The sequence below is a fragment of the Neohoeflea coraliihabitans genome (assembly GCF_019334345.1).
GTDB classification, from domain to species: domain Bacteria; phylum Pseudomonadota; class Alphaproteobacteria; order Rhizobiales; family Rhizobiaceae; genus Pseudohoeflea; species Pseudohoeflea coraliihabitans.
Map to the genome: position 1 here is coordinate 20,577 of NZ_JAHWQX010000004.1, position 18,343 is coordinate 38,919.

Below are 18,343 nucleotides of genomic sequence, written 5' to 3' on the forward strand. Positions count from 1 at the left end.
TTGTCGCGGCAGACCGACTAAGCCTGCTCTGAAATCCGTTGTTTTCATTGATAAATTTTGCTTCTTCCGGGGCGCGCGGGACGACCGCGATAAACCGCTTGACTCTCTAGTAACTGGAAGCTTTAGGCTTCGTGAAATCGTCCTTTTGACGACCTTTCACTTGAACCGCTTTGGAGCTTCCGATGGCGAAAATTCTTGCTCATACGCATACCGATGGTCATGGCGCCTGCTGTTCGCATCACGATCACAGCCCATCCGGTACAGATATTCTTTCCGCCGCCACGGTTCCCGTCGACGGCAAGGTCACCGACCCCGTCTGCGGCATGCAGGTGGCGGTTGATGCCGGCAAGCCGTCCCTCGAGCACAAGGGGCAAACCTTCCATTTCTGCAGCAGCAAGTGTCACGACAAGTTCGAAACCGATCCCTGGTTTTACCTCTCGGGCGGCAATGCGAAAAAGAAGGTCGTTGCCTCCGGCGCCGTGCAATACACCTGCCCGATGCATCCGGAAGTGGTGCGCGATGGCCCCGGCGCCTGCCCGATCTGCGGCATGGCGCTTGAGCCGATGAGCGGCGTTGCCGAGGGGCCGAACGAGGAACTCGTTGATTTCACACGCCGTCTGTGGGTCAGCGTGCTGGCCGCCGTGCCGCTTCTCATCCTCACCATGGGACCGATGTTTGGCCTTCCCATCCGCCAGTGGCTCGGCGAGCAGATGTCCGTCTATGTCGAATTCCTGCTGGCCGCCCCGGTCGTCCTCTGGGCCGCGCTGCCCTTCTTCCAGCGCGGGATCACGTCGGTGCGCACCATGAATGCCAACATGTGGACGCTGATCATGCTGGGCGTCGGCGCCGCCTACGGCTTCTCCGTTGTGGCGACCTTCCTGCCGGGCCTGTTCCCTGACGGCCTGAAGATGCATGGCGGCCATGTTCCGGTGTATTACGAAGCCGCCGTGGTCATCGTCGCCCTGATCTTCGTTGGCCAGGTGCTGGAACTGCGCGCCCGCGAACGCACCGGCGACGCCATCCGCGCTCTTCTCGACCTGGCGCCAAAAACCGCGCGCCGCATCACGCCCGATGGCGATGAATACGACGCGCCGCTGGAAAACATCGTGGAAGGCGACCGCCTGCGCGTGCGTCCGGGCGAGGCCGTCCCCGTCGATGCCACCGTCATCGAGGGCACATCCAGTGTCGATGAGAGCCTTCTGTCCGGCGAGCCTATGCCGGTCTCCAAACAGGCTGGCGATACGGTCACCGGCGGCACGCTCAACAAGCAGGGCTCGCTGATCATCGAGACGCGCGCCGTCGGCGAGGACAGCATGCTGGCGCGCATCGTGGCCATGGTCGCTTCGGCGCAGCGCTCGCGCGCGCCGATCCAGGGACTGGCCGATCGGGTTGCTTCCTTCTTCGTGCCGGCCGTGGTGGCCGTCGCCATTATCGCATTCATCGTCTGGCTGGTTTTCGGACCGGAGCCGTCCTTCATCTTCGCCATGGTCTCGGCGGTCGCCGTGCTGATCATCGCCTGTCCCTGTGCGCTGGGTCTGGCCACGCCGATGTCGATCATGACGGCAACCGGCCGCGGCGCTCAGATGGGCGTTCTGATCAAGGATGCAGAGGCGCTCGAGCGCATGGCCAAGGTCGACATCATCGTCGTCGACAAGACTGGCACGCTGACCGAGGGCCGTCCACAACTCACCGATGTCGAGACCGTTGACGGTGTCGATGAGAACGAGATGCTGGCGGCCGTGCGCGGGCTCGAGCAGGGGTCCGAGCATCCGCTCGCCGAGGCGATCGTCTCGGGCATCGAGGCGCGCGGCATAAATTCATCCGCCGTCGGCGATTTCGAAGCGGTGACCGGCAAGGGCGTGCGCGGCGTTGCTGCCGGCCGGAAAGTGGCGCTCGGCAATGCCGCGATGATGGCGCTGGACAAGATCGATCACGCCGCACTCGATGCGCGCGCCGATGAATTGCGGGCCAGTGGCAAATCCGCCATGTATGTCGCCCTTGATGACCGCATCGCCGGTTTGATCGCCGTCGCCGATCCCATCAAACCCACCACTGCCGCGGCCATCAAGGCCTTGCACGAGGAAGGCCTGCGCGTTGTCATGGCTACCGGTGACAATGAAATCACCGCCCGTGCCGTCGCGGCGAAACTTGGCATCGACGAGGTCCGTGCCGGGATCCTGCCTGAAGACAAGAAGGCCCTGGTCGACGAGTTTCACCGCCAGGGTCACAAGGTCGCCATGGCAGGCGATGGCGTCAATGACGCACCGGCTCTCGCCGCCGCCGAAGTGGGCATTGCCATGGGCACCGGCGCCGATGTGGCCGTCGAAAGCGCCGGCATCACGCTGCTCAAGGGCGACCTGATCGGCGTCGTCAAGGCGCGCCAACTGGCCCGCGCCACGCTGCGCAACATCAAGCAGAACCTGTTCTTTGCTTTCTGCTACAATGCCGCCGGCGTTCCGATCGCCGCCGGCATTCTCTACCCGGTCACCGGCACGCTGCTGTCGCCGATGATCGCCGCCGCGGCCATGAGCCTGTCATCGGTCTCGGTGATCAGCAACGCCCTGCGGCTGCGCCGGGTCAGGCTGGGCGCCTGAGCCCGGCCTGGAGCGCCGGGGAAAGGCCAGAAGACCCCCGCGTGAGAGGCTTTTGAGAAAGGAGAGCAGTCATGAACATCGCCATTGCCGCCGAACGGTCCGGACTGCCGGCAAAGACCATCCGCTATTACGAAGACATCGATCTGATCAAGCCGGCGCGCGGACCCAATGGCTATCGCGACTATTGCGCCCGCGATGTCGAAACCCTCAGCTTCCTGCAGCGGGCGCGCAGCCTCGGCTTCTCGCTTGATGAATGCCGCCTGCTGCTGTCGCTGTATCGCGACAGCCATCGCTCCAGTGCCGAGGTCAAGGCGATCGCCGAGGACAAGATCGTGCATATCGATCGCAAGCTCGTCGAGCTGAAGGCCTTGCGCAAGACGCTGTCGACGCTCGTTGCCAATTGTCACGGCGATGCCGAGCCCGAATGCCCGATCATCGATACGCTGGCCGGCCAGTCAGGCGAGGGGAACTGAGGCCTCACTCGGCGCCGATGCGGTAGAGATAAAGCTGCGTGCGCCGCCGGTCGCCCACCGGAATCACCGCCTCCGGCGTCACCCCCGGCACCGCGAAACTGTTGCTGACGAACAGGCTGCCCGGTCGCATTTCGGCGCGCGCCTTTGCAAACAGAGCCGCCATCGGCGCCGGCGACAGGAAGCAGTAGACCAGATCCCGCTCGGCCAATCCGCTGCGCCACAGGCTGCGAAACCCGATCCGCGCATTGCGGCAGCGCGCCAGGAATTTTCGCATGCGCGCCACCGCATAGACCAGCGGAGCGGTCTCGAGACCGTCGCAGATCAGGCGCGGATGCGCGCGCGCCAGCGTCAGCACCACGCCGCCCGTCCCGCAACCCAGATCGACAAAGCTGCCGGACCGGTTGTCGGTGATCAGCTGGCTGAGGGCGCTGCGCGTCTCGCGGTTGGTCAGATACAGCGGCACCCGTTCCAGCGGACTGTTCCAGAAGATCAGCGCCAGCACTGCAAGGGCCACGGGAAACAGCCATGCCGGGGCGCTTGCCGCCTGCACGACGGCCAGCGGCACCACCAGCTGCACCATCAGCCATGCCGCCGGCAGGCGCAGCAACAGGCGGCCGAAAGCCGCCGCCAGCGCCCCGAGGGCCAACAGCATGATGATCATCGCAGCGCCGGCCGGCAGCTCTTCGACCAGTTTGGCGTTCAATGGCACGAGGCGCAGGATCGACCAGACGATGATCAGCGCCAGCCCTTGGAGAAGAAGGGTCTTCAGCGCCATCATCAGCACGCGCCGCAGGGCCATCGCTTGGTCTGCCTAGTTGAAAATTAGACGAATCATGGGGGTAAATTAGCATATGACGATCTAGTGGCGAACGGCTTTGCCCCACCCTCTATGCCGCGCGCTGTACGATCACTTCCGCCTGGAGGGCCACATTGCGTGCGCCGGGCGCGGCGTCGCTTTTGCCCTTGACTTCGAGTGCACTCGAACCGGTAGGTTTCGCCCGATGGCAACAAGAGGCAAACGATGAAAATTGGGGAAGTGGCGCAACGCTCGGGCCTTTCGGTGCATACGATCCGCTATTACGAACGCATCGGCCTGGTGCCGAGAGCCGGTCGCGATGCAGCCGGACACCGCGATTATGACGCAGCCATCCTGACATGGATCGCATTTCTCAGCCGCCTGAAGGAAACCGGCATGCCGTTGCGCCAGATGGTTCACTATGCCGAACTGCGCGAACAGGGAGACACGACCGCAAACGCACGGCGGCACATTCTAAAATCCCATCGCAGCCATGTGCGCGATCGGATGCGTCGTCTCACCGAGGCGCTCGATGCGCTTGACGCCAAGATCTTCAGCTACACCGATAAACGCAAGGAAACACCGGAATGAACCCTATCGACAATGCAACGGAGACCCGGCTGCAGCGTGGCCAGAGGGCACTGGCTGAAATCGACGGCGAGGCCGGTGAAGCCGTGGTGCGCAGCCTGGCGGACATCGCGCCGGATTTTGCCACCTACCTGCTCGAGTTTCCGTTCGGCGATATCTACAGCCGCCCCGGTCTCAGTCTGCGCGAGCGCGAGATTGCCACCATCGGCGCGCTATGCGCCATGGGGACCGCTCGCCCGCAGCTGGAAGTGCACATCCGCGCCGGGCTCAATGTGGGCCTGACGCGCGAGGAGATCGTCGAGATCCTGATGCAGATGTCTGTCTATGCCGGCTTTCCGGCGGCGCTGAACGGCCTGTCGGCGGCAAAAGCGGTATTCGCCGCGCTTGATAGCGAAAACGGACCCGACGAGGTCGGGTCCGCGCAAGATATCAGCTGATGGTGAGACAGCCCGGTTCAGGCAAGGGCCACGGTGAGGGGAGGACCGGGCCGCAGCTCGAGTGATCTACTTCTCGTGATCCGGATCGCCCGCATGCCCGGGAATGGTCACGGCCACAGGATCACTGGCCGGAAACGTGTCTTCCAGACCGGTCTCCAGCTTCTCTTCATTGTCGGCCTTCTCGCGCGATTCCAGCTCCGCGCGCGCCGCCTCCGCAGCCAGTTCGCGGGTCGCGTAGACCGGCGAGTGGCGATTGTCGATGACGTAGCTGTAGCCATCCTCGCGCTGCTCGATTTCAAAGGATTCGTCGGTCATTGCAAAACTCCTTGGTCCAAACGTGAACTCACAGGGCAAACGCAGGAGCACCGGGCCAAGTTCCGGCTGTCCACGCGCCCGGCCGGTTCCCTGTTTCGGCACAACGGCCAGAAACCTCTTCAAAAGCGCCGGTCGATGGCCTTCTGGCGTCCGGGAAGGGTCAGCTGCATTGGCGTTTTCGCTCGCCGTGCGATCACCTGTCCCTTGGAAATTACCAGCAGCCGGTCGGCCCTGAGCCGGATGGCTTCCACCGGATCGGACGCATCGAGCACCACCAGGCTGGCCGCTGCGCCTTTGTGCAGGCCGTAGCCGTCAAGGCCGAGGATCGCGGCGCTTTCGCTGGTCACCATGTCATAACAGCGCCGCATCTCCGCTGGGCTCGTCATCTGCCCGACATGCAAGGCCATGAAGGCGACATCCAGAAGGTCGGCGGTGCCCAGCGAATACCAGGGATCGAGCACGCAGTCCTGGCCGAAACCGACCCGGATGCCGTGCGCCAGCATCTCGCGGACGCGCGTCATGCCACGCCGCTTCGGATAGCTGTCATGCCGGCCCTGCAAGGTGATGTTGATCAGCGGATTGGGGATCGCCGCCACCTGCGCCTCCGCCATCAGCGGCAACAGTTTCGAGACATAGTAATTGTCCATCGAATGCATCGATGTCAGGTGCGAGCCGGCGACCCGGCCATGCAGCCCGAGCCGTTGCGTCTCGTAGACCAGCTGTTCGATATGCCGCGACTGCGGATCATCGCTCTCGTCGCAATGCATGTCGACCCGGAGCCCGCGCGCCGCGGCGATCTCGCAAAGTTCCGTCACCGAAGCCCGGCCGTCGGCCATCGTGCGCTCGAAATGCGGAATGCCGCCCACCACGTCGACGCCCATGTCCAGCGCTTCAAGTGTGCACTTGCGGGCGTTCGGCGCGCGGTACAGCCCGTCCTGCGGAAAGGCCACCAGCTGCAGATCGATATAGTCCCTGATCTGCTCGCGCACCGACAGCAGCGCCCGCACTCCCTTCAGCCCGTCTTCATCGGAGGTGTCGACATGGCTGCGGATCGCCAGCAGACCCATCGAGGCGGCCCAGTCGCAGTAATCGAGCGCCCGCGCTGCAATTTCCTCTTCTGTCTGCACCGGTTTCAACTCGCCCCACAGCGCGATGCCTTCGAGCAACGTGCCGGAGGCATTGATGCGCGGCCGCCCGTAGGACAGTGTCGCGTCCATGTGGAAATGCGGATCGACAAAGGGCGGACTGACAAGATGACCGGAAACGTCGATCGTCTCACCGGCCTCGGCCGCAATGCCCGCCTCGACGGCCGCGATTTCGCCGCCCGACAGGCCGATATCGGCATGGGTGCCGTCCGGCAGCACGCCGCCCTTCAAGAGAATGTCGAAACTCATCTCTCACCTTTCTGATAGGGCACCATCAGCGCCTTCGGATAGGCCACCCGCCGGGCCACCAGCACCAGGGCGGCGATCGACAGGATATAGGGCATCATCAAAAACACCTGATAGGGGATCACCCCGCCGGTCAGTTGCTGCAGCCGCACCTGATAGGCATCGAATGCGGCAAACAGAATGGCCCCGATCAGCGCCTTGCCGGGCCGCCACGAGCCGAAGACGACCAGCGCGATTGCGATCCAGCCCCGGCCATTGATCATTTCGAAAAAGAACGAATTGAACGCCGACATGGTCAGGAACGCACCACCGATCGCCATCAGCGCCGAACCGGCCATCACCGCTCCGATGCGCACCGCCGAGACGGAAATGCCCTGGGCTTCCACGGCGCTCGGATTTTCGCCCACCGCCCGCACCGCCACGCCTGCTGGTGTGCGGTACAGCACCCACGCCACAACCGCGACGCTGACAAAGGCCAGATAGGTCAGCGGCGTCTGCTCGAACAGCGCCGGGCCGAGAATCGGAATCTCTGAAAGGCCCGGAATGGCGAGAGGTTGAAAGGCCTCGATCTTTGGTGGCGAGGAGACTTCCGGCAGCAAGAGGCGATAGGTGAAATAGGTCAGCGATGTGGCCAGCAGCGTGATGCCGATGCCGATGACATGCTGTGACAGGCCGAGGGGAACGGTCAGAACGCCGTGCAGCAGCCCGAATGCCGCCCCCGTCAGCGCCGCGATCATCACACCGGTCCACAGATCGAAGCCGAGATAGACGGTGAACCAGCCGGCGAACGCCCCGGCGGTCATGATCCCCTCAATGCCGAGATTGAGGACGCCAGCGCGTTCGCAGATTAATTCGCCCATGGTCGCGAAGATCAGCGGCGAGGCGATGCGGATGGCCGCCGCCCAGAAACTCGCCGTCAGAAGAATGTCGAAGGCTTCCATGGCGTTACCTCCACCGGATGCGGTAGCGCATCAGCATCATCGCCGTCACCATGGCCAGCAATGCGCTCGCCACCATCACCTGCGCGATGTAGCTCGGCACATTCGCCGAACGGCTCATCGCATCGGCACCGACGAAGATTCCCGCGACGAAGATCGCCGCGATCACCACGCCAAGCGGGTGCAGCATCGCCAGCATCGCCACGACGATGCCCGTGTAGCCGTAGCCGGGCGACAGATCGAGCGTCAGATTGCCCTTCAATCCGGCAACCTCCGAAAAGCCCGCCAGCGCCGCCAGTCCGCCCGACAGCAGCGCCGTCTTGGCCAGCACACGGTTGACCGGAATGCCGGCAAAGCGTGCCGCCTCGGCATTGTGGCCGACGGCCCGCATCTCGTAACCGAGCACGGTTTTCTTCATGATGAACCAGATGATGCCGGCCGCGACCAGCGCCAGCACGAAGCCGAAATGCAGCCGCTTGCCCTTGATCAGGCGCGGCAGTTTGGCCTCGGCAATCACCTTTTCCGATTGCGGCCAGCCGAGCCCGGTCGGATCCTTCAGTGGCCCTTCAAGCAGCAGCGAGACGAACAGGATGACGATGAAATTGAGCAGCAGCGTCGTCACCACCTCGTCGACCCCGAAGCGGGTCTTCAGCAGCGCCGGGCCAAGCAGCACCAGGGCACCGGCCAGCATCGCCGCCATCATGATCAGCGGGATCAGGCCATAGGCCGGGATCGTCACCGCCCCGGTGCCGATCACCACCGTCATCACCGCGCCCATGTACAGCTGCGCCTCGGCGCCGATGTTCCACAGTTTGGCGCGGAAGGCGACGGCGACGGCGAGGCCGGTGAAGATCAGCGGCGTCGCCCGGGTCAGCGTTTCCAGCGCCGCGAATTGCGAACCGGCGGCGCCTTTGGCGACCAGCCAGAACACGGTCAGCGGATTGGCGCCGGCCGCCATCACCAGAAGCGAGGCAAAGACCAGCGCCGCGGCAAGCGCCAGCACGGTCAGCGACAGCGACCGCGTCAGCGAGGAAGCTGCGCGTGGTTCAAGCCGCATCCGAGGCGCTCCCATGCTCATCAAAGCCGTGTCCGGCCATCAGAATACCGAGATCGCGCTGGCTGCGCGCGCCGCGCGCCGAGGGTGCTGACAGGCGTCCCTGCGACATCACGATGATGCGGTCCGACAGGGCCTGGATCTCGTCGAGATCCTCGGAAATCAGCAGGATCGCCGCCCCCCGGTCGCGCGCCTCGACCAGGCGCCTGTGCACATAGGCCACGGCGCCCACATCGAGCCCGCGGGTCGGCTGGCTGGCGAGTATCACCTCCGGATCGCCATCAAGCGCCCGTCCGAGAATGAGTTTCTGCATGTTGCCGCCGGACAAAAGCCGCACGCGCGCTTCTTCGGAGGGGCATTTCACGTCATAGGCGGCAATGATCTGGCGCGCGAAAGCCGCCGCTGCCGCCCAGTCAAGAATGCCCAGGCGCGAAAAGCGCCGGCTGCGATAGCCCTCGGAAATGACATTCTCGGTGACGCTCATATCGCCGATCATGCCGGTCGCATGCCGGTCCTCGGGGATGCGTCCGAGCCGCCGCGCCAGTGCCTGGCGCGGCGACCAGCGCGCCATCGTCTCGCCGCGAATGCTGATCGTGCCCGCGCTCAGGGGCAGGGTGCCGGCGATCGCTGCCGCCAGCGCCGCCTGTCCATTTCCCGAAATGCCGGCCAGGCCGGTGATCTCGCCGGCTCTCAGTTCCAGACTGACACCGTTCAGCCCGGCGCCGCCATAGCTGCGTGTCCGCGCATTGGCCAGCGCGAACAGGACCGGTCCCGGCGTCGCCGGCGCCACCTCATCCTGGGCCAGTTCGGCGCCGACCATCAGATGCGCCAGGTCCTGCGCCGACGTCTCGCCGATTGCCCGCGTACCCGCCACCGCGCCGGCCCGCAGCACGACGACCCTGTCGCTGACCGCCATCACTTCGTGCAGCTTGTGCGAGATGAAGATCACCGACAGCCCGTCGGCGACCAGCTTCTTGAGGGTCGCAAACAGCGCCTCGCACTCCATCGGCGTCAGCACCGCCGTCGGTTCGTCGAGAATCAGAATGCGCGCGTCGCGATACAGCGCCTTGAGGATCTCCACCCTCTGGCGCTCGCCCACCGAAAGATCCTTGATCTGCGCCTGCGCATCGACGGCCAGCCCGTAATCGCGCGCCAGGCGGTCAATGCGGGTCCGCGCCGCCCGCCGGTCCAGCCTCGGCCGGAACAGTCGCTGCGTGCCGAGCACGATATTGTCGAGCACGCTCATCTGTTCGGCGAGAGTAAAATGCTGGTGCACCATGCCGATCCCGGCGGCCAGGGCAGCGCGCGGTTCGCCGGCCGGCAGCGGTCGTCCCTCGACCTCGATGCGTCCGGCATCGGCCGTGTAGTGGCCGAACAGGATGTTCATCAGCGTCGTCTTGCCGGCGCCGTTTTCGCCGAGCAGCGCCACCACCTCGCCGCGCTTCAGCGTCAGCGAGATGGCGTCATTGGCGGTCAGCGCGCCGAAGTGTTTGGTGATCCCCGCGAGGCGGAGAACAGTCTCCGCCTCGTCCCCCGCTGTGTCCGGCATCAGCTGGATTTGGGCTCGGAATCATCGATCTCGACGGTAAATGAGCCGTCCAGGATCGCCTTTCTCTTCTCTTCAACCAGCTTCATGGCCTCTTCTGGGACCTTGCCCTCGAAGGTGCCGAGCGGCGCCAGCGACGAGCCTTTTTCCTTCATGAAGGAATAGACGCCGTAATCCTCGGCCTTGAAGCTCCCGTCGCGGACCTTGGCAATCGCCGCATCGAGCGTCGGTTCGAAATGCCACAGCGCCGATGCCACCACCGTGTCGGGATAGTCGGACTGCGTGTCGATGACATTGCCGATCGCCAGAAGCCCCTTTTCCTGGGCCGCGTCCGACACGCCGAAGCGCTCGGCATAGAGCACGTCGGCGCCGCCATCGATCTGCGCGAATGCCGTCTCCTTGGCTTTCGGCGGATCGAACCAGGAGCCGATGAAGGCGACCTGGAATTCGACCTCCGGATTGATCTCGCGGGCGCCGGCCATGAAGGCATTCATCAACCGGTTGACCTCGGGAATCGGATAGCCGCCGACCATGCCGATATTGTTGCTCTCGGTCATGGCGCCGGCAATGATCCCGGTCAGATAGGAGGCATCCTGGATGTAGTTGTCGAACACTGCGAAATTCGGGTTGGCATCGTCCGGCTTGAAGGAGGAGCCGATCAGGAAGGCGGTGTCCGGATAGTCGGCGGCAACAGCGCGGGCGGCGTCCTCGACGGCAAAGGCCTCGCCGACGATCAGGTCATGGCCGGCCTCCGCATATTCGCGCATGACGCGCTCATAATCGTTGTTCGACACGCTTTCCGAGAACACGTATTCGATGTCGCCGCGCTCCTTTGCCGCCTGCGCCGCCTTGTGAATACGGCTAACCCATTGCTGCTCCACCGGCACGGTGTAGATCGCCGCGACCTTGATCGGCTCTTCCTGGGCCGCAGCCGGACCGATAAAGCCGGGCAGCGTGGCCGACAGCGCCAGGGTGGCCACGGCGGCGGCGCCGCTGGCCAGCAGCTGCCGGCGTTTGACGAGAATTTTCGGGGCAGGGGATTTGGACATGTCAGACGCTCCTGTTGCGATGAAAGCTGTTCCGGGTAATTTTTGACCAAACGTTAAAACGCGTTTCCGCCCTTGGCAATGGGCGGCGCGCCTGACGGCGCGGAAAAGAGCGGTGCATCGCGGCGGCGTTTGCAGTTCGCCGGATCTTGCTGATACAAGCGCCGGCGAGCGGCCCATCGAGCAGAAGCGCCGGAGCGCGACAATCCATGTCCTTTCTCAGCACCTTTCTTGTCGGCGTCGTCATCGCCGGCGGCGCCTATTTCATCGCCGGGGCGGTGCTGGCCGCCTCGCAGACCCCGAGCGCGCCGTCCGCGAAGAAGGGCGAAGGCCTGCAGTTCGGCCACCTGCCGGCGCTCGACACCCGCACCGTGCCCGCGCCCGAGACCTTTCGGGCCGGCGATGGCGCCGAGCTGGTCTATCGCCGCTGGCCCGGTGAAAGCGCCCGGTCGCCGGCGCTCATTCTCCTGCACGGCTCCACCTGGCACGGCCGGCAGTTCTGGCATCTTGCCGCACAGCTGGCCGCGCAGGGCATCGAGGTGATCGTCCCGGATCTGCGCGGCCATGGCGAAGCGCCGCACAAGCGCGGTGACGTGGGTCATATCGGCCAGCTCGAGGACGATATCGCCGACCTCGTTGCTCATCTCGGCCTCAAGGCGGGCGAGCGCAAGCTGGTGATCGGCGGCCATTCCTCCGGCGGCGGCCTGACCGTGCGCTTTGCCGGTGGGCCGCATGCATCGCTCGCCGACGGCTTTGTGCTGCTCGCACCCTATCTTGGCTACAGGGCGCCGACCGCCAGGCCGCATTCGGGCAACTGGGCCTATCCGGCCACCCGCCGTATCATCGGCCTGTCGATGCTCAATGCCGCCGGCGTGCACCACCTTGACCACCTGCCGGTGATTGCCTTCGCCGTGCCGGACCTTGTGCGGCGCAGCCCGCTGGGTAAGACGGTCACCGACACCTATTCGCATCGGCTGCTGACCAGCTATTCGCCGCGCCGCGATTATACCGCCGATCTGGCCGCCATCGACAGGCCGCTGCTGCTGATTGCCGGCGCCGAGGACGAGGCGTTCCACGCGGACCAATTCGAGCCGACCATCTCGGCCCACACGGCCACCGGCCGCTATCACCTGATCGACGGGGAAAACCATCTCGGCATCGTCGACAATGAGCAAACAGCGCCGCTGATCGCCGATTGGCTGAAAGAGCATTTCTAAAAGGTTCTAGCCGCGCGCGTAGCGCGCCAGCCGCGTCGCCAGCGTGCCCGTATGCAGTTCGAACAGGTGATTGTCGTAGTCGTGAAAATAGATCGAGCGGCCTTCGCCGGCAATGCGGGCGCGGCCCTCGCGCACATCGAGGCCGAGCGCTTCAATGCGCGCCAGCCGCGCCTCGTACTCGTCCTCGGCAATCTTGAAGGCGACGTGATTGTAGCTCCGCTCGCCGAGTGCCGGACCTTGCATCACCGCCACCCAGACGCCGCCAATATCGAAAAACCGTTCCGGCGACAGGGAATGGCTGGCCGCGCCGCTGTCATAGGTCTTTTCCGCATCCAGCACCGTGACGAGCAGCTTTTCCATCCGGTCAAGATCGCTGACGATGAAGGTGATATGGCTGAGCCCCTCGACCATCTGGTTCTCCCGGGTGGTGAATTGCCGGACTGCGGATGCCCGTGCTGCACGGCGAATGCGACCGGACAATGCCACCGCCGCGCCCGCCCGGCAACGGCTGATCGCCGCAGCCGCAGCCAGGTCGGTAGACCGCCCGAAGCCATGCACGGCGCATCGCCCGCCCTTGGCGGCGCGCCGCCGCTGCGCTAGACAAACCCTCAAACCGGCCCTGAAGGATATTTCATGAAAATTGTCGCCGTCACCATTTCCGACCGCGCCAGCCGCGGTGAATACGAGGACAAGAGCGGCCCGGCGTTGGAAGACTGGCTGCGCCGCGCCATCTCCTCCGCCTTCGAGATGCAGCGCCGCGTCATCCCCGACGGCCTGGAGAGCGTGCGTGACACGCTGATTGATCTCTGCGACGTCGAGGGAGCTGATCTGGTGCTGACCACCGGCGGCACCGGCCCCAGCCCGCGTGATCTGACCCCGGAAGCGATGCGCCAGGTGATCACCATGGAACTGCCCGGCTTCGGGGAACTGATGCGCCGCGTCAGCCTCGAGGAAGTGCCGACCGCCATCCTGTCGCGGCAGACGGCGGGGGTGCGAGGCACCACACTGATCATCAATGTGCCGGGCAAGCCGGCGGCGATCGACATCTGCCTCAACGCGGTCTTTCCCGCCGTGCCCTATTGCCTCGATCTGATCGGCGCCGGCCGCATCGAGACCCGCGACGAGGTCATCAAGGCCTTCCGACCCAAGGGCGCGTGATACTGCGCGCCTGACCTACGGGGCGCGACCGCCGCCGCAACCGGCCTTGATCAATCGTTGCTGCTCTCGCCCTCTTCGACACGGATTTCGCCGGCATGGCTGCGGGCGAAGTCCGAATTGCGGAAGGCCTCGAGAAGATGGCCGGGCAGGGTGATGCGCACCCGTCCATCAGTGCCGCCACGCAGACCGCCCGGCGGATTGCGCCGGCCTTCGATCATGCCGCCGGCCACCGTGTTGCGCGTTTCCGGATCGATCAGGATGAAGGCGCCGGTCTGCCGGTTGGTGTCATAGGCATCGAAGATCGCCGGCTCGTCGAAATCAAGCTGCGCGCTGCCGATGGCGTTCAGCGCCAGGCCTGTCGCCGGTTGCCACTGCCCGCTTTGCAGATCGAGCGCCGCCGTTGGTGTCACCTGCACCCGCTGCCGCCGCGATCCGGCTTTCAGCCAGTAGCGCTTGCCCGGCTCGATGCCATCGGCCGACAGCGCCACCAGCCGCGAGGAAAACGCCGTGCCGGTCTGCGGGCGCTGATCGATAGCGACAATCATGTCGCCGCGCGCAATATCGACCGGCCGGTCGAGCACCAGGGTGATCGCATCACCGCTGACCGCGGCATTGCGGATCAGATCGAAGGTGACGATCTGCTTGACATTGGCCTCGACGCCGGAGGGCAGAATGACAACGGAATCGCCGGGCTTGATCGAGCCGCCGCTGACCGTGCCCTGATATCCGCGAAAGCCTTCACCGGGGCGCGACACGCGCTGCACCGACATGCGGAACCCGGTCGACTGTCCGGCGCGTTGGGTTGCGCGTTCAAGCACCTCGACCAGCGTTGGCCCCTCATACCACGGCATCGCTGCCGTGCCCGGCAGTACGATGTTCTCGCCTTTCAGTGCCGAGACCGGAATCGAGATGACGTTCTTGACGCCGAGCGTCAGGGCCAGTTCGCGGAACGCGCGGCTGATTTGCAGATAGCCGGCTTCGTCGTAATCGGTCAGATCGATCTTGTTGACCGCCAGCACGAACTGCCGGATGCCCATCAGCGCCGCAATCGTCGCATGCCGCCGTGTCTGTTCGAGCAGACCCGTGCGCGCATCGACAAGCAGCACCGCCAGATCGGCGGTCGAGGCGCCGGTCGCCATGTTGCGGGTGTACTGCACATGCCCGGGCGTGTCGGCAACAATGAAGGCGCGCCGTTCCGTCGAGAAATAGCGGTAGGCGACATCGATGGTGATGCCCTGTTCGCGTTCGGCCTGCAGCCCGTCGAGAAGCAGCGCGAAATCCGGCAGGCCGAGATCGTTCTGCTTGCCGGTCGAATCGCGCGACAGGGCCGCCGCCTGATCTTCCTTGACCGCCTTGGTGTCCCATAGCAGCCGGCCGATCAGCGTAGATTTGCCGTCATCGACCGAGCCGCAGGTGATGAACCTCAGCGGCCGCGAATCCTTGCCCGCCAGCTCGCTGGCAGTCTCGATCGATGGCGTTGGATCAGCCGCGCGTTCAGCCCGCGCCAGCGACGTGTTGTGCCCCGTCATCAGAAATATCCTTCGCGTTTTTTCTTTTCCATCGAGCCGGACTGGTCGCGGTCGATGGCGCGTCCCTGGCGCTCCGAGACCGTGGCGATTTCCAGTTCCTCGATGACCTCGTCGAGTGTCGTGGCGTGCGAGCGGATGGCGCCGGTCAGCGGAAAGCAGCCGAGGGTGCGAAAGCGCACCATTTCGCTGCGCACCTGCTCGCCGGGCAAGAGTTCCAGCCGCGCATCCTCGGCGAGGATCAACATGCCGTCGCGCTCCACCACCTTGCGCGGCGCCGCGTAATAGAGTGGCACGAGCGGGATGTTCTCGGCCGCGATGTAGCGCCAGATATCCACCTCGGTCCAGTTCGACAGCGGAAAGGCGCGCACGCTTTCGCCGGGCCGGATCATGCCATTGTAGATCGACCACAATTCCGGCCGCTGGTTGCGCGGATCCCAGCGATGATCGGGCGTGCGGAACGAGTAGATGCGCTCCTTGGCGCGCGAAGCCTCCTCGTCGCGGCGGGCGCCGCCGAAGGCCGCGTCGAACTTGCCGGCATCAAGCGCCTGGCGCAGGGCCTCGGTCTTCATGATGTCGGTGTAAAGCGCCGAACCATGTGTGAACGGCGTGATGCCTTCGGCCTTGCCGCGCGGATTGCTGTGAACGATCAGATCGAGGTCATACTCGGCGGCGATGGAATCGCGGAAGGCGATCATCTCGGCGAACTTCCAGCCCGTATCCACATGCAGAAGCGGGAATGGAATCTTGCCGGGATGGAAGGCCTTGCGCGCCAGATGCAGCAGCACCGAGGAATCCTTGCCGATCGAATACAGCATCACCGGCCGCTCGAACTCGGCGGCCACCTCGCGAAAGATGTGGATCGCCTCGTTCTCGAGCGCCTTGAGATGCGGATCGAGCGGCGGACGGCCGCGGCCGTGCTCGATGATTTCGGGATGTGCTGTCATGCGTTCAGGCCTTCTCGGTCCGTGTTGGTGTGGCGGCGGGCCCGACATGCAGGCCGCATTCGCGTTTCTCGTCATTTTCCCACCACCAGCGGCCGGCGCGTTCCGGCTCGCCCGGCTTGATGGCGCGCGTGCAGGGCGCGCAGCCGATCGAGGGATAGCCGCGCCGGTGCAACGGATTGACCGGAATGGTCTCCTCCGTGACCATGCGTTCGAGGCGCTCCAGCGGGACATCGGCAAGCGGGTTGATCTTGATCAATTCGCGCACCGGGTCGTATTCGGCCAGCGGCGTCTGCGCCCGGTTGTGCGACTGGCCACGGCGGATGCCGGTCACCCACACATCGGCGCCTGAAAGGACCCGAGCCAGTGGCCGCATCTTGCGGATATCGCAACAGGCATGACGCGCCGCGACGCTGTCATAAAAGCCGTTCAGCCCGTACTCCGCGACATAGCCGGAAACCTCGTCCACCTGCGGCTCGACCTGCGTGATCTCCACGCCGTAGCGCGACTGCGTTTCGCCAATCAGCATCAGGGTTTCGTCAAACAGCCGTCCGGTCTGCAGCGTCACGATGTCGATCTCTGCGCCGCTGCGCGCGATGGCCGCGGTCAGGACCTGGTCTTCAAGGCCAAGGCTGGTGGTGAACACGGCGCGCCCGAGGGCGCCGGCCTGCACCAGGCGCGCCTCAAGCGGCAGCGCTGCAAGAGTTGCGGCCAGCCGGGCTGCCTCTGCCTGGCCTGCCTGCGGGCTGGCGGCATCGGATTGCGCCGTCGGCGTGAGCGAAGGGGCATTTTGTGCGATCGATGAGGCAAGCGGCATGGTCGGTCTCCTGACGAAGTCCGGATCATGCCGTTCAGGGCGCGGCTTCGCGAGGAATGACGATCTGTTTGCACCGCCGCAGGCAGGCAGCCTTTCTATGCTTCACGCCCGTGGCAGGAAAATCTCACCGTGCGGTTGCGCCGCCGCTCGCCCCGGCTCCGGCCGGGCGCGGATTGAAGGCAAAGCGGGCCGCGAGATGCAATCCGAAAATGGCCAGCGATTGCATGGCCCAGATCGGGTCGATCCGCCGCAGGAAAAAGGTCTCGAGCAGCCCCATCAGCGACAGGAAGATGATGATCGTCGCGAACATGTCGGCCAGTTTCTGGTTGCCGGCGATGCGCCGCGCCTTGGCGTAGTTGTACAGGGGGGTGATGAACAGGACGAAGATGACGATGCCGCCGCCGATCACGCCGAGATTGTTGATGGCGTCGAGATAGTTCTGGTGGCCGTGGACGATGAAGCGGTAGTCCCACGCCGCCCAGAACGGCTTGTCGAGACCGCGCACCGTGCTGGTCAGCCAGAAATCGTCGTAGCCGTAGCCGAACCACAGCCGCTGCGGAATCATCGACAGGTTGAACTCCCACAGGCTCGTGCGTCCCGTAAACGTGCCATCGCCCAGCACCGAGTGCGCCAGCGCAAAGATGCGTGCGTTGAAAGCCGACCCGAGTGTGAGCACCAGCGCCCCGGTGAACGCGATCAGATGCAGCGCGATGGCGACCCAGGCGCGTCCGGTCAATGTTCCCATGGCGACGATGAAGACGGCCAGCGGCAGAAACCCGCTGGTGGTTTTCGACCCGGTCTGGATGACGAAATAATAAGCGGCGATGAATGTGATGGCACCGATCAGACGCAGGCCCGAGCGAAACAGATAGATGCCGAAAATGGCGATCACCGAGATCACCGGGCCGGCAATGTTCTTGTGCGAGAACAGCCCGCGCCAGAGCCCGGCATGCTGCGGCTCGTAAGCGTCATAGCCATGCACCGCCAGATGCGGCAGCAAGGCAACGCCGGCATAGGAGATTGCGAGAACGAGAAGCGACACGCTGGCCAGCACCAGCCGCAGGTCGCGCTCGCCGCGTGGCAGGGCCACCACCGTGAAGGTGATCATCATGCCGATCACCGTCAGCCCCAGCGATCGTGCGGTCTCCATCATGTCCGGCGCCCGCAGGACCGAAAAACCGATGACGGCCGCCAGCGCCAAAAGGCTCGGCGAAAAGAGGCTGCGCAGGACGCGCGGACTGGCAAGCGTCAGGAGACCGGCCAGGCTGATGGCACCGGCCGCCATGAACCCCACCTGCTTCAGCGGGTCGCCGTCCGAACTGATGTCCCCGCTCATGCTGATGGCAACGAATGGCCGGAGCGAGATGAGAATCAGCGCCAGCCCGGCGATCGACAGGGTCAGGGCCACAAGCCGCATCAGCGGCGGCGAGATCATGTCGGCGCGCCTGATCCGGTAATTGGCCAGAATGTCGGGACGAGCCCGGGCGCCCGGATATGTCAAAT

At 64.7% G+C, this 18,343-nt stretch carries 18 protein-coding genes; 6 read left to right on the forward strand and 12 right to left on the reverse strand.

Annotated elements, in window-relative coordinates; all coding sequences use genetic code 11:
• Positions 1 to 182 precede the first annotated feature (182 nt).
• Complete coding sequence (locus KY465_RS14970) at positions 183 to 2,594, forward strand: heavy metal translocating P-type ATPase (protein WP_219202861.1); 2,412 nt, start codon at positions 183 to 185, stop codon at positions 2,592 to 2,594.
• 71 nt (positions 2,595 to 2,665) lie between these two features.
• A complete protein-coding gene (gene cueR, locus KY465_RS14975; RefSeq protein WP_219202863.1) occupies positions 2,666 to 3,067 on the forward strand; it encodes a Cu(I)-responsive transcriptional regulator in 402 nt (133 codons plus the stop codon).
• 4 nt (positions 3,068 to 3,071) lie between these two features.
• On the opposite strand, the gene KY465_RS14980 is transcribed toward cueR, so the two are convergent.
• On the reverse strand, positions 3,072 to 3,866 hold the full coding sequence (locus tag KY465_RS14980) for a class I SAM-dependent methyltransferase (protein WP_219202865.1): 795 nt from the start codon (positions 3,864 to 3,866) through the stop codon (positions 3,072 to 3,074).
• A gap of 222 nt (positions 3,867 to 4,088) precedes the next feature.
• Between KY465_RS14980 and KY465_RS14985 the strand changes: the two genes are divergently transcribed.
• The gene (locus KY465_RS14985; RefSeq protein WP_219202867.1) at positions 4,089 to 4,454 is read left to right on the forward strand and encodes a MerR family transcriptional regulator; all 366 of its coding nucleotides are present in this window, start codon (positions 4,089 to 4,091) and stop codon (positions 4,452 to 4,454) included.
• On the forward strand, positions 4,451 to 4,888 hold the full coding sequence (locus KY465_RS14990; protein ID WP_219202869.1) for a carboxymuconolactone decarboxylase family protein: 438 nt from the start codon (positions 4,451 to 4,453) through the stop codon (positions 4,886 to 4,888). The genes KY465_RS14985 and KY465_RS14990 overlap by 4 nt, the downstream gene beginning before the upstream one ends.
• Before the next feature lie 66 nt (positions 4,889 to 4,954).
• Here the strand turns inward: KY465_RS14990 and KY465_RS14995 are convergent, their stop codons facing one another.
• From KY465_RS14995 to KY465_RS15020, 6 genes are all read right to left on the reverse strand, one after another.
• Positions 4,955 to 5,203, reverse strand: a complete 249-nt coding sequence (locus KY465_RS14995) for a hypothetical protein (RefSeq protein WP_219203339.1) — start codon at positions 5,201 to 5,203, stop codon at positions 4,955 to 4,957.
• Between the two features lie 119 nt (positions 5,204 to 5,322).
• Positions 5,323 to 6,597 carry an amidohydrolase family protein gene (locus tag KY465_RS15000; RefSeq protein ID WP_219202871.1) on the reverse strand — a complete coding sequence of 425 codons (1,275 nt, stop codon included), beginning with the start codon at positions 6,595 to 6,597 and terminating at the stop codon, positions 5,323 to 5,325.
• Positions 6,594 to 7,535, reverse strand: a complete 942-nt coding sequence (locus tag KY465_RS15005; protein ID WP_219202873.1) for an ABC transporter permease — start codon at positions 7,533 to 7,535, stop codon at positions 6,594 to 6,596. The genes KY465_RS15000 and KY465_RS15005 overlap by 4 nt, the downstream gene beginning before the upstream one ends.
• A 4-nt stretch (positions 7,536 to 7,539) precedes the next feature.
• On the reverse strand, positions 7,540 to 8,589 hold the full coding sequence (locus tag KY465_RS15010; RefSeq protein ID WP_219202875.1) for an ABC transporter permease: 1,050 nt from the start codon (positions 8,587 to 8,589) through the stop codon (positions 7,540 to 7,542).
• Positions 8,579 to 10,135 (reverse strand): ABC transporter ATP-binding protein, encoded by a 1,557-nt coding sequence (locus KY465_RS15015; RefSeq protein ID WP_219202877.1) that lies wholly within the window; start codon positions 10,133 to 10,135, stop codon positions 8,579 to 8,581. Before KY465_RS15015 ends, KY465_RS15010 begins: the two co-directional genes overlap by 11 nt.
• Positions 10,135 to 11,181 (reverse strand): BMP family protein, encoded by a 1,047-nt coding sequence (locus KY465_RS15020; protein ID WP_219202880.1) that lies wholly within the window; start codon positions 11,179 to 11,181, stop codon positions 10,135 to 10,137. Before KY465_RS15020 ends, KY465_RS15015 begins: the two co-directional genes overlap by 1 nt.
• A 206-nt stretch (positions 11,182 to 11,387) precedes the next feature.
• On the opposite strand from KY465_RS15020, the gene KY465_RS15025 reads away from it, so the two are divergent.
• On the forward strand, positions 11,388 to 12,395 hold the full coding sequence (locus tag KY465_RS15025) for an alpha/beta hydrolase (RefSeq protein WP_219202882.1): 1,008 nt from the start codon (positions 11,388 to 11,390) through the stop codon (positions 12,393 to 12,395).
• 6 nt (positions 12,396 to 12,401) lie between these two features.
• Here KY465_RS15025 and fosX read toward each other — a convergent pair whose 3' ends face one another.
• A complete protein-coding gene (fosX, locus tag KY465_RS15030) occupies positions 12,402 to 12,806 on the reverse strand; it encodes a FosX/FosE/FosI family fosfomycin resistance hydrolase (protein ID WP_219202884.1) in 405 nt (134 codons plus the stop codon).
• A gap of 222 nt (positions 12,807 to 13,028) precedes the next feature.
• Here fosX and mog point away from each other — a divergent pair, with 222 nt between their 5' ends.
• A complete protein-coding gene (gene mog / locus KY465_RS15035) occupies positions 13,029 to 13,553 on the forward strand; it encodes a molybdopterin adenylyltransferase (RefSeq protein ID WP_219202886.1) in 525 nt (174 codons plus the stop codon).
• Positions 13,554 to 13,603: 50 nt separating this feature from the next.
• Here mog and cysN read toward each other — a convergent pair whose 3' ends face one another.
• From cysN to KY465_RS15055, 4 genes are all read right to left on the reverse strand, one after another.
• Complete coding sequence (gene cysN, locus KY465_RS15040) at positions 13,604 to 15,082, reverse strand: sulfate adenylyltransferase subunit CysN (protein WP_219202888.1); 1,479 nt, start codon at positions 15,080 to 15,082, stop codon at positions 13,604 to 13,606.
• A complete protein-coding gene (gene cysD / locus KY465_RS15045) occupies positions 15,082 to 16,026 on the reverse strand; it encodes a sulfate adenylyltransferase subunit CysD (RefSeq protein WP_219202890.1) in 945 nt (314 codons plus the stop codon). The genes cysN and cysD overlap by 1 nt, the downstream gene beginning before the upstream one ends.
• Positions 16,027 to 16,030: 4 nt before the next feature.
• Positions 16,031 to 16,840, reverse strand: a complete 810-nt coding sequence (locus tag KY465_RS15050) for a phosphoadenylyl-sulfate reductase (protein WP_219202892.1) — start codon at positions 16,838 to 16,840, stop codon at positions 16,031 to 16,033.
• 124 nt (positions 16,841 to 16,964) lie between these two features.
• Positions 16,965 to 18,341 (reverse strand): O-antigen ligase family protein, encoded by a 1,377-nt coding sequence (locus KY465_RS15055; protein WP_219202893.1) that lies wholly within the window; start codon positions 18,339 to 18,341, stop codon positions 16,965 to 16,967.
• Positions 18,342 to 18,343: the final 2 nt, after the last annotated feature.

Bases quoted from the DNA above. Each gene is read 5' to 3' on its own strand.
- KY465_RS14970 (WP_219202861.1), top strand. From the start codon at position 183: ATGGCGAAAATTCTTGCTCATACGCATACCGATGGTCATGGCGCCTGC.
- cueR (WP_219202863.1), top strand. From the start codon at position 2,666: ATGAACATCGCCATTGCCGCCGAACGGTCCGGACTGCCGGCAAAGACC.
- KY465_RS14980 (WP_219202865.1), bottom strand. From the start codon at position 3,866: ATGGCCCTGCGGCGCGTGCTGATGATGGCGCTGAAGACCCTTCTTCTC.
- KY465_RS14985 (WP_219202867.1), top strand. From the start codon at position 4,089: ATGAAAATTGGGGAAGTGGCGCAACGCTCGGGCCTTTCGGTGCATACG.
- KY465_RS14990 (WP_219202869.1), top strand. From the start codon at position 4,451: ATGAACCCTATCGACAATGCAACGGAGACCCGGCTGCAGCGTGGCCAG.
- KY465_RS14995 (WP_219203339.1), bottom strand. From the start codon at position 5,203: ATGACCGACGAATCCTTTGAAATCGAGCAGCGCGAGGATGGCTACAGC.
- KY465_RS15000 (WP_219202871.1), bottom strand. From the start codon at position 6,597: ATGAGTTTCGACATTCTCTTGAAGGGCGGCGTGCTGCCGGACGGCACC.
- KY465_RS15005 (WP_219202873.1), bottom strand. From the start codon at position 7,535: ATGGAAGCCTTCGACATTCTTCTGACGGCGAGTTTCTGGGCGGCGGCC.
- KY465_RS15010 (WP_219202875.1), bottom strand. From the start codon at position 8,589: ATGCGGCTTGAACCACGCGCAGCTTCCTCGCTGACGCGGTCGCTGTCG.
- KY465_RS15015 (WP_219202877.1), bottom strand. From the start codon at position 10,135: ATGCCGGACACAGCGGGGGACGAGGCGGAGACTGTTCTCCGCCTCGCG.
- KY465_RS15020 (WP_219202880.1), bottom strand. From the start codon at position 11,181: ATGTCCAAATCCCCTGCCCCGAAAATTCTCGTCAAACGCCGGCAGCTG.
- KY465_RS15025 (WP_219202882.1), top strand. From the start codon at position 11,388: ATGTCCTTTCTCAGCACCTTTCTTGTCGGCGTCGTCATCGCCGGCGGC.
- fosX (WP_219202884.1), bottom strand. From the start codon at position 12,806: ATGGTCGAGGGGCTCAGCCATATCACCTTCATCGTCAGCGATCTTGAC.
- mog (WP_219202886.1), top strand. From the start codon at position 13,029: ATGAAAATTGTCGCCGTCACCATTTCCGACCGCGCCAGCCGCGGTGAA.
- cysN (WP_219202888.1), bottom strand. From the start codon at position 15,082: ATGACGGGGCACAACACGTCGCTGGCGCGGGCTGAACGCGCGGCTGAT.
- cysD (WP_219202890.1), bottom strand. From the start codon at position 16,026: ATGACAGCACATCCCGAAATCATCGAGCACGGCCGCGGCCGTCCGCCG.
- KY465_RS15050 (WP_219202892.1), bottom strand. From the start codon at position 16,840: ATGCCGCTTGCCTCATCGATCGCACAAAATGCCCCTTCGCTCACGCCG.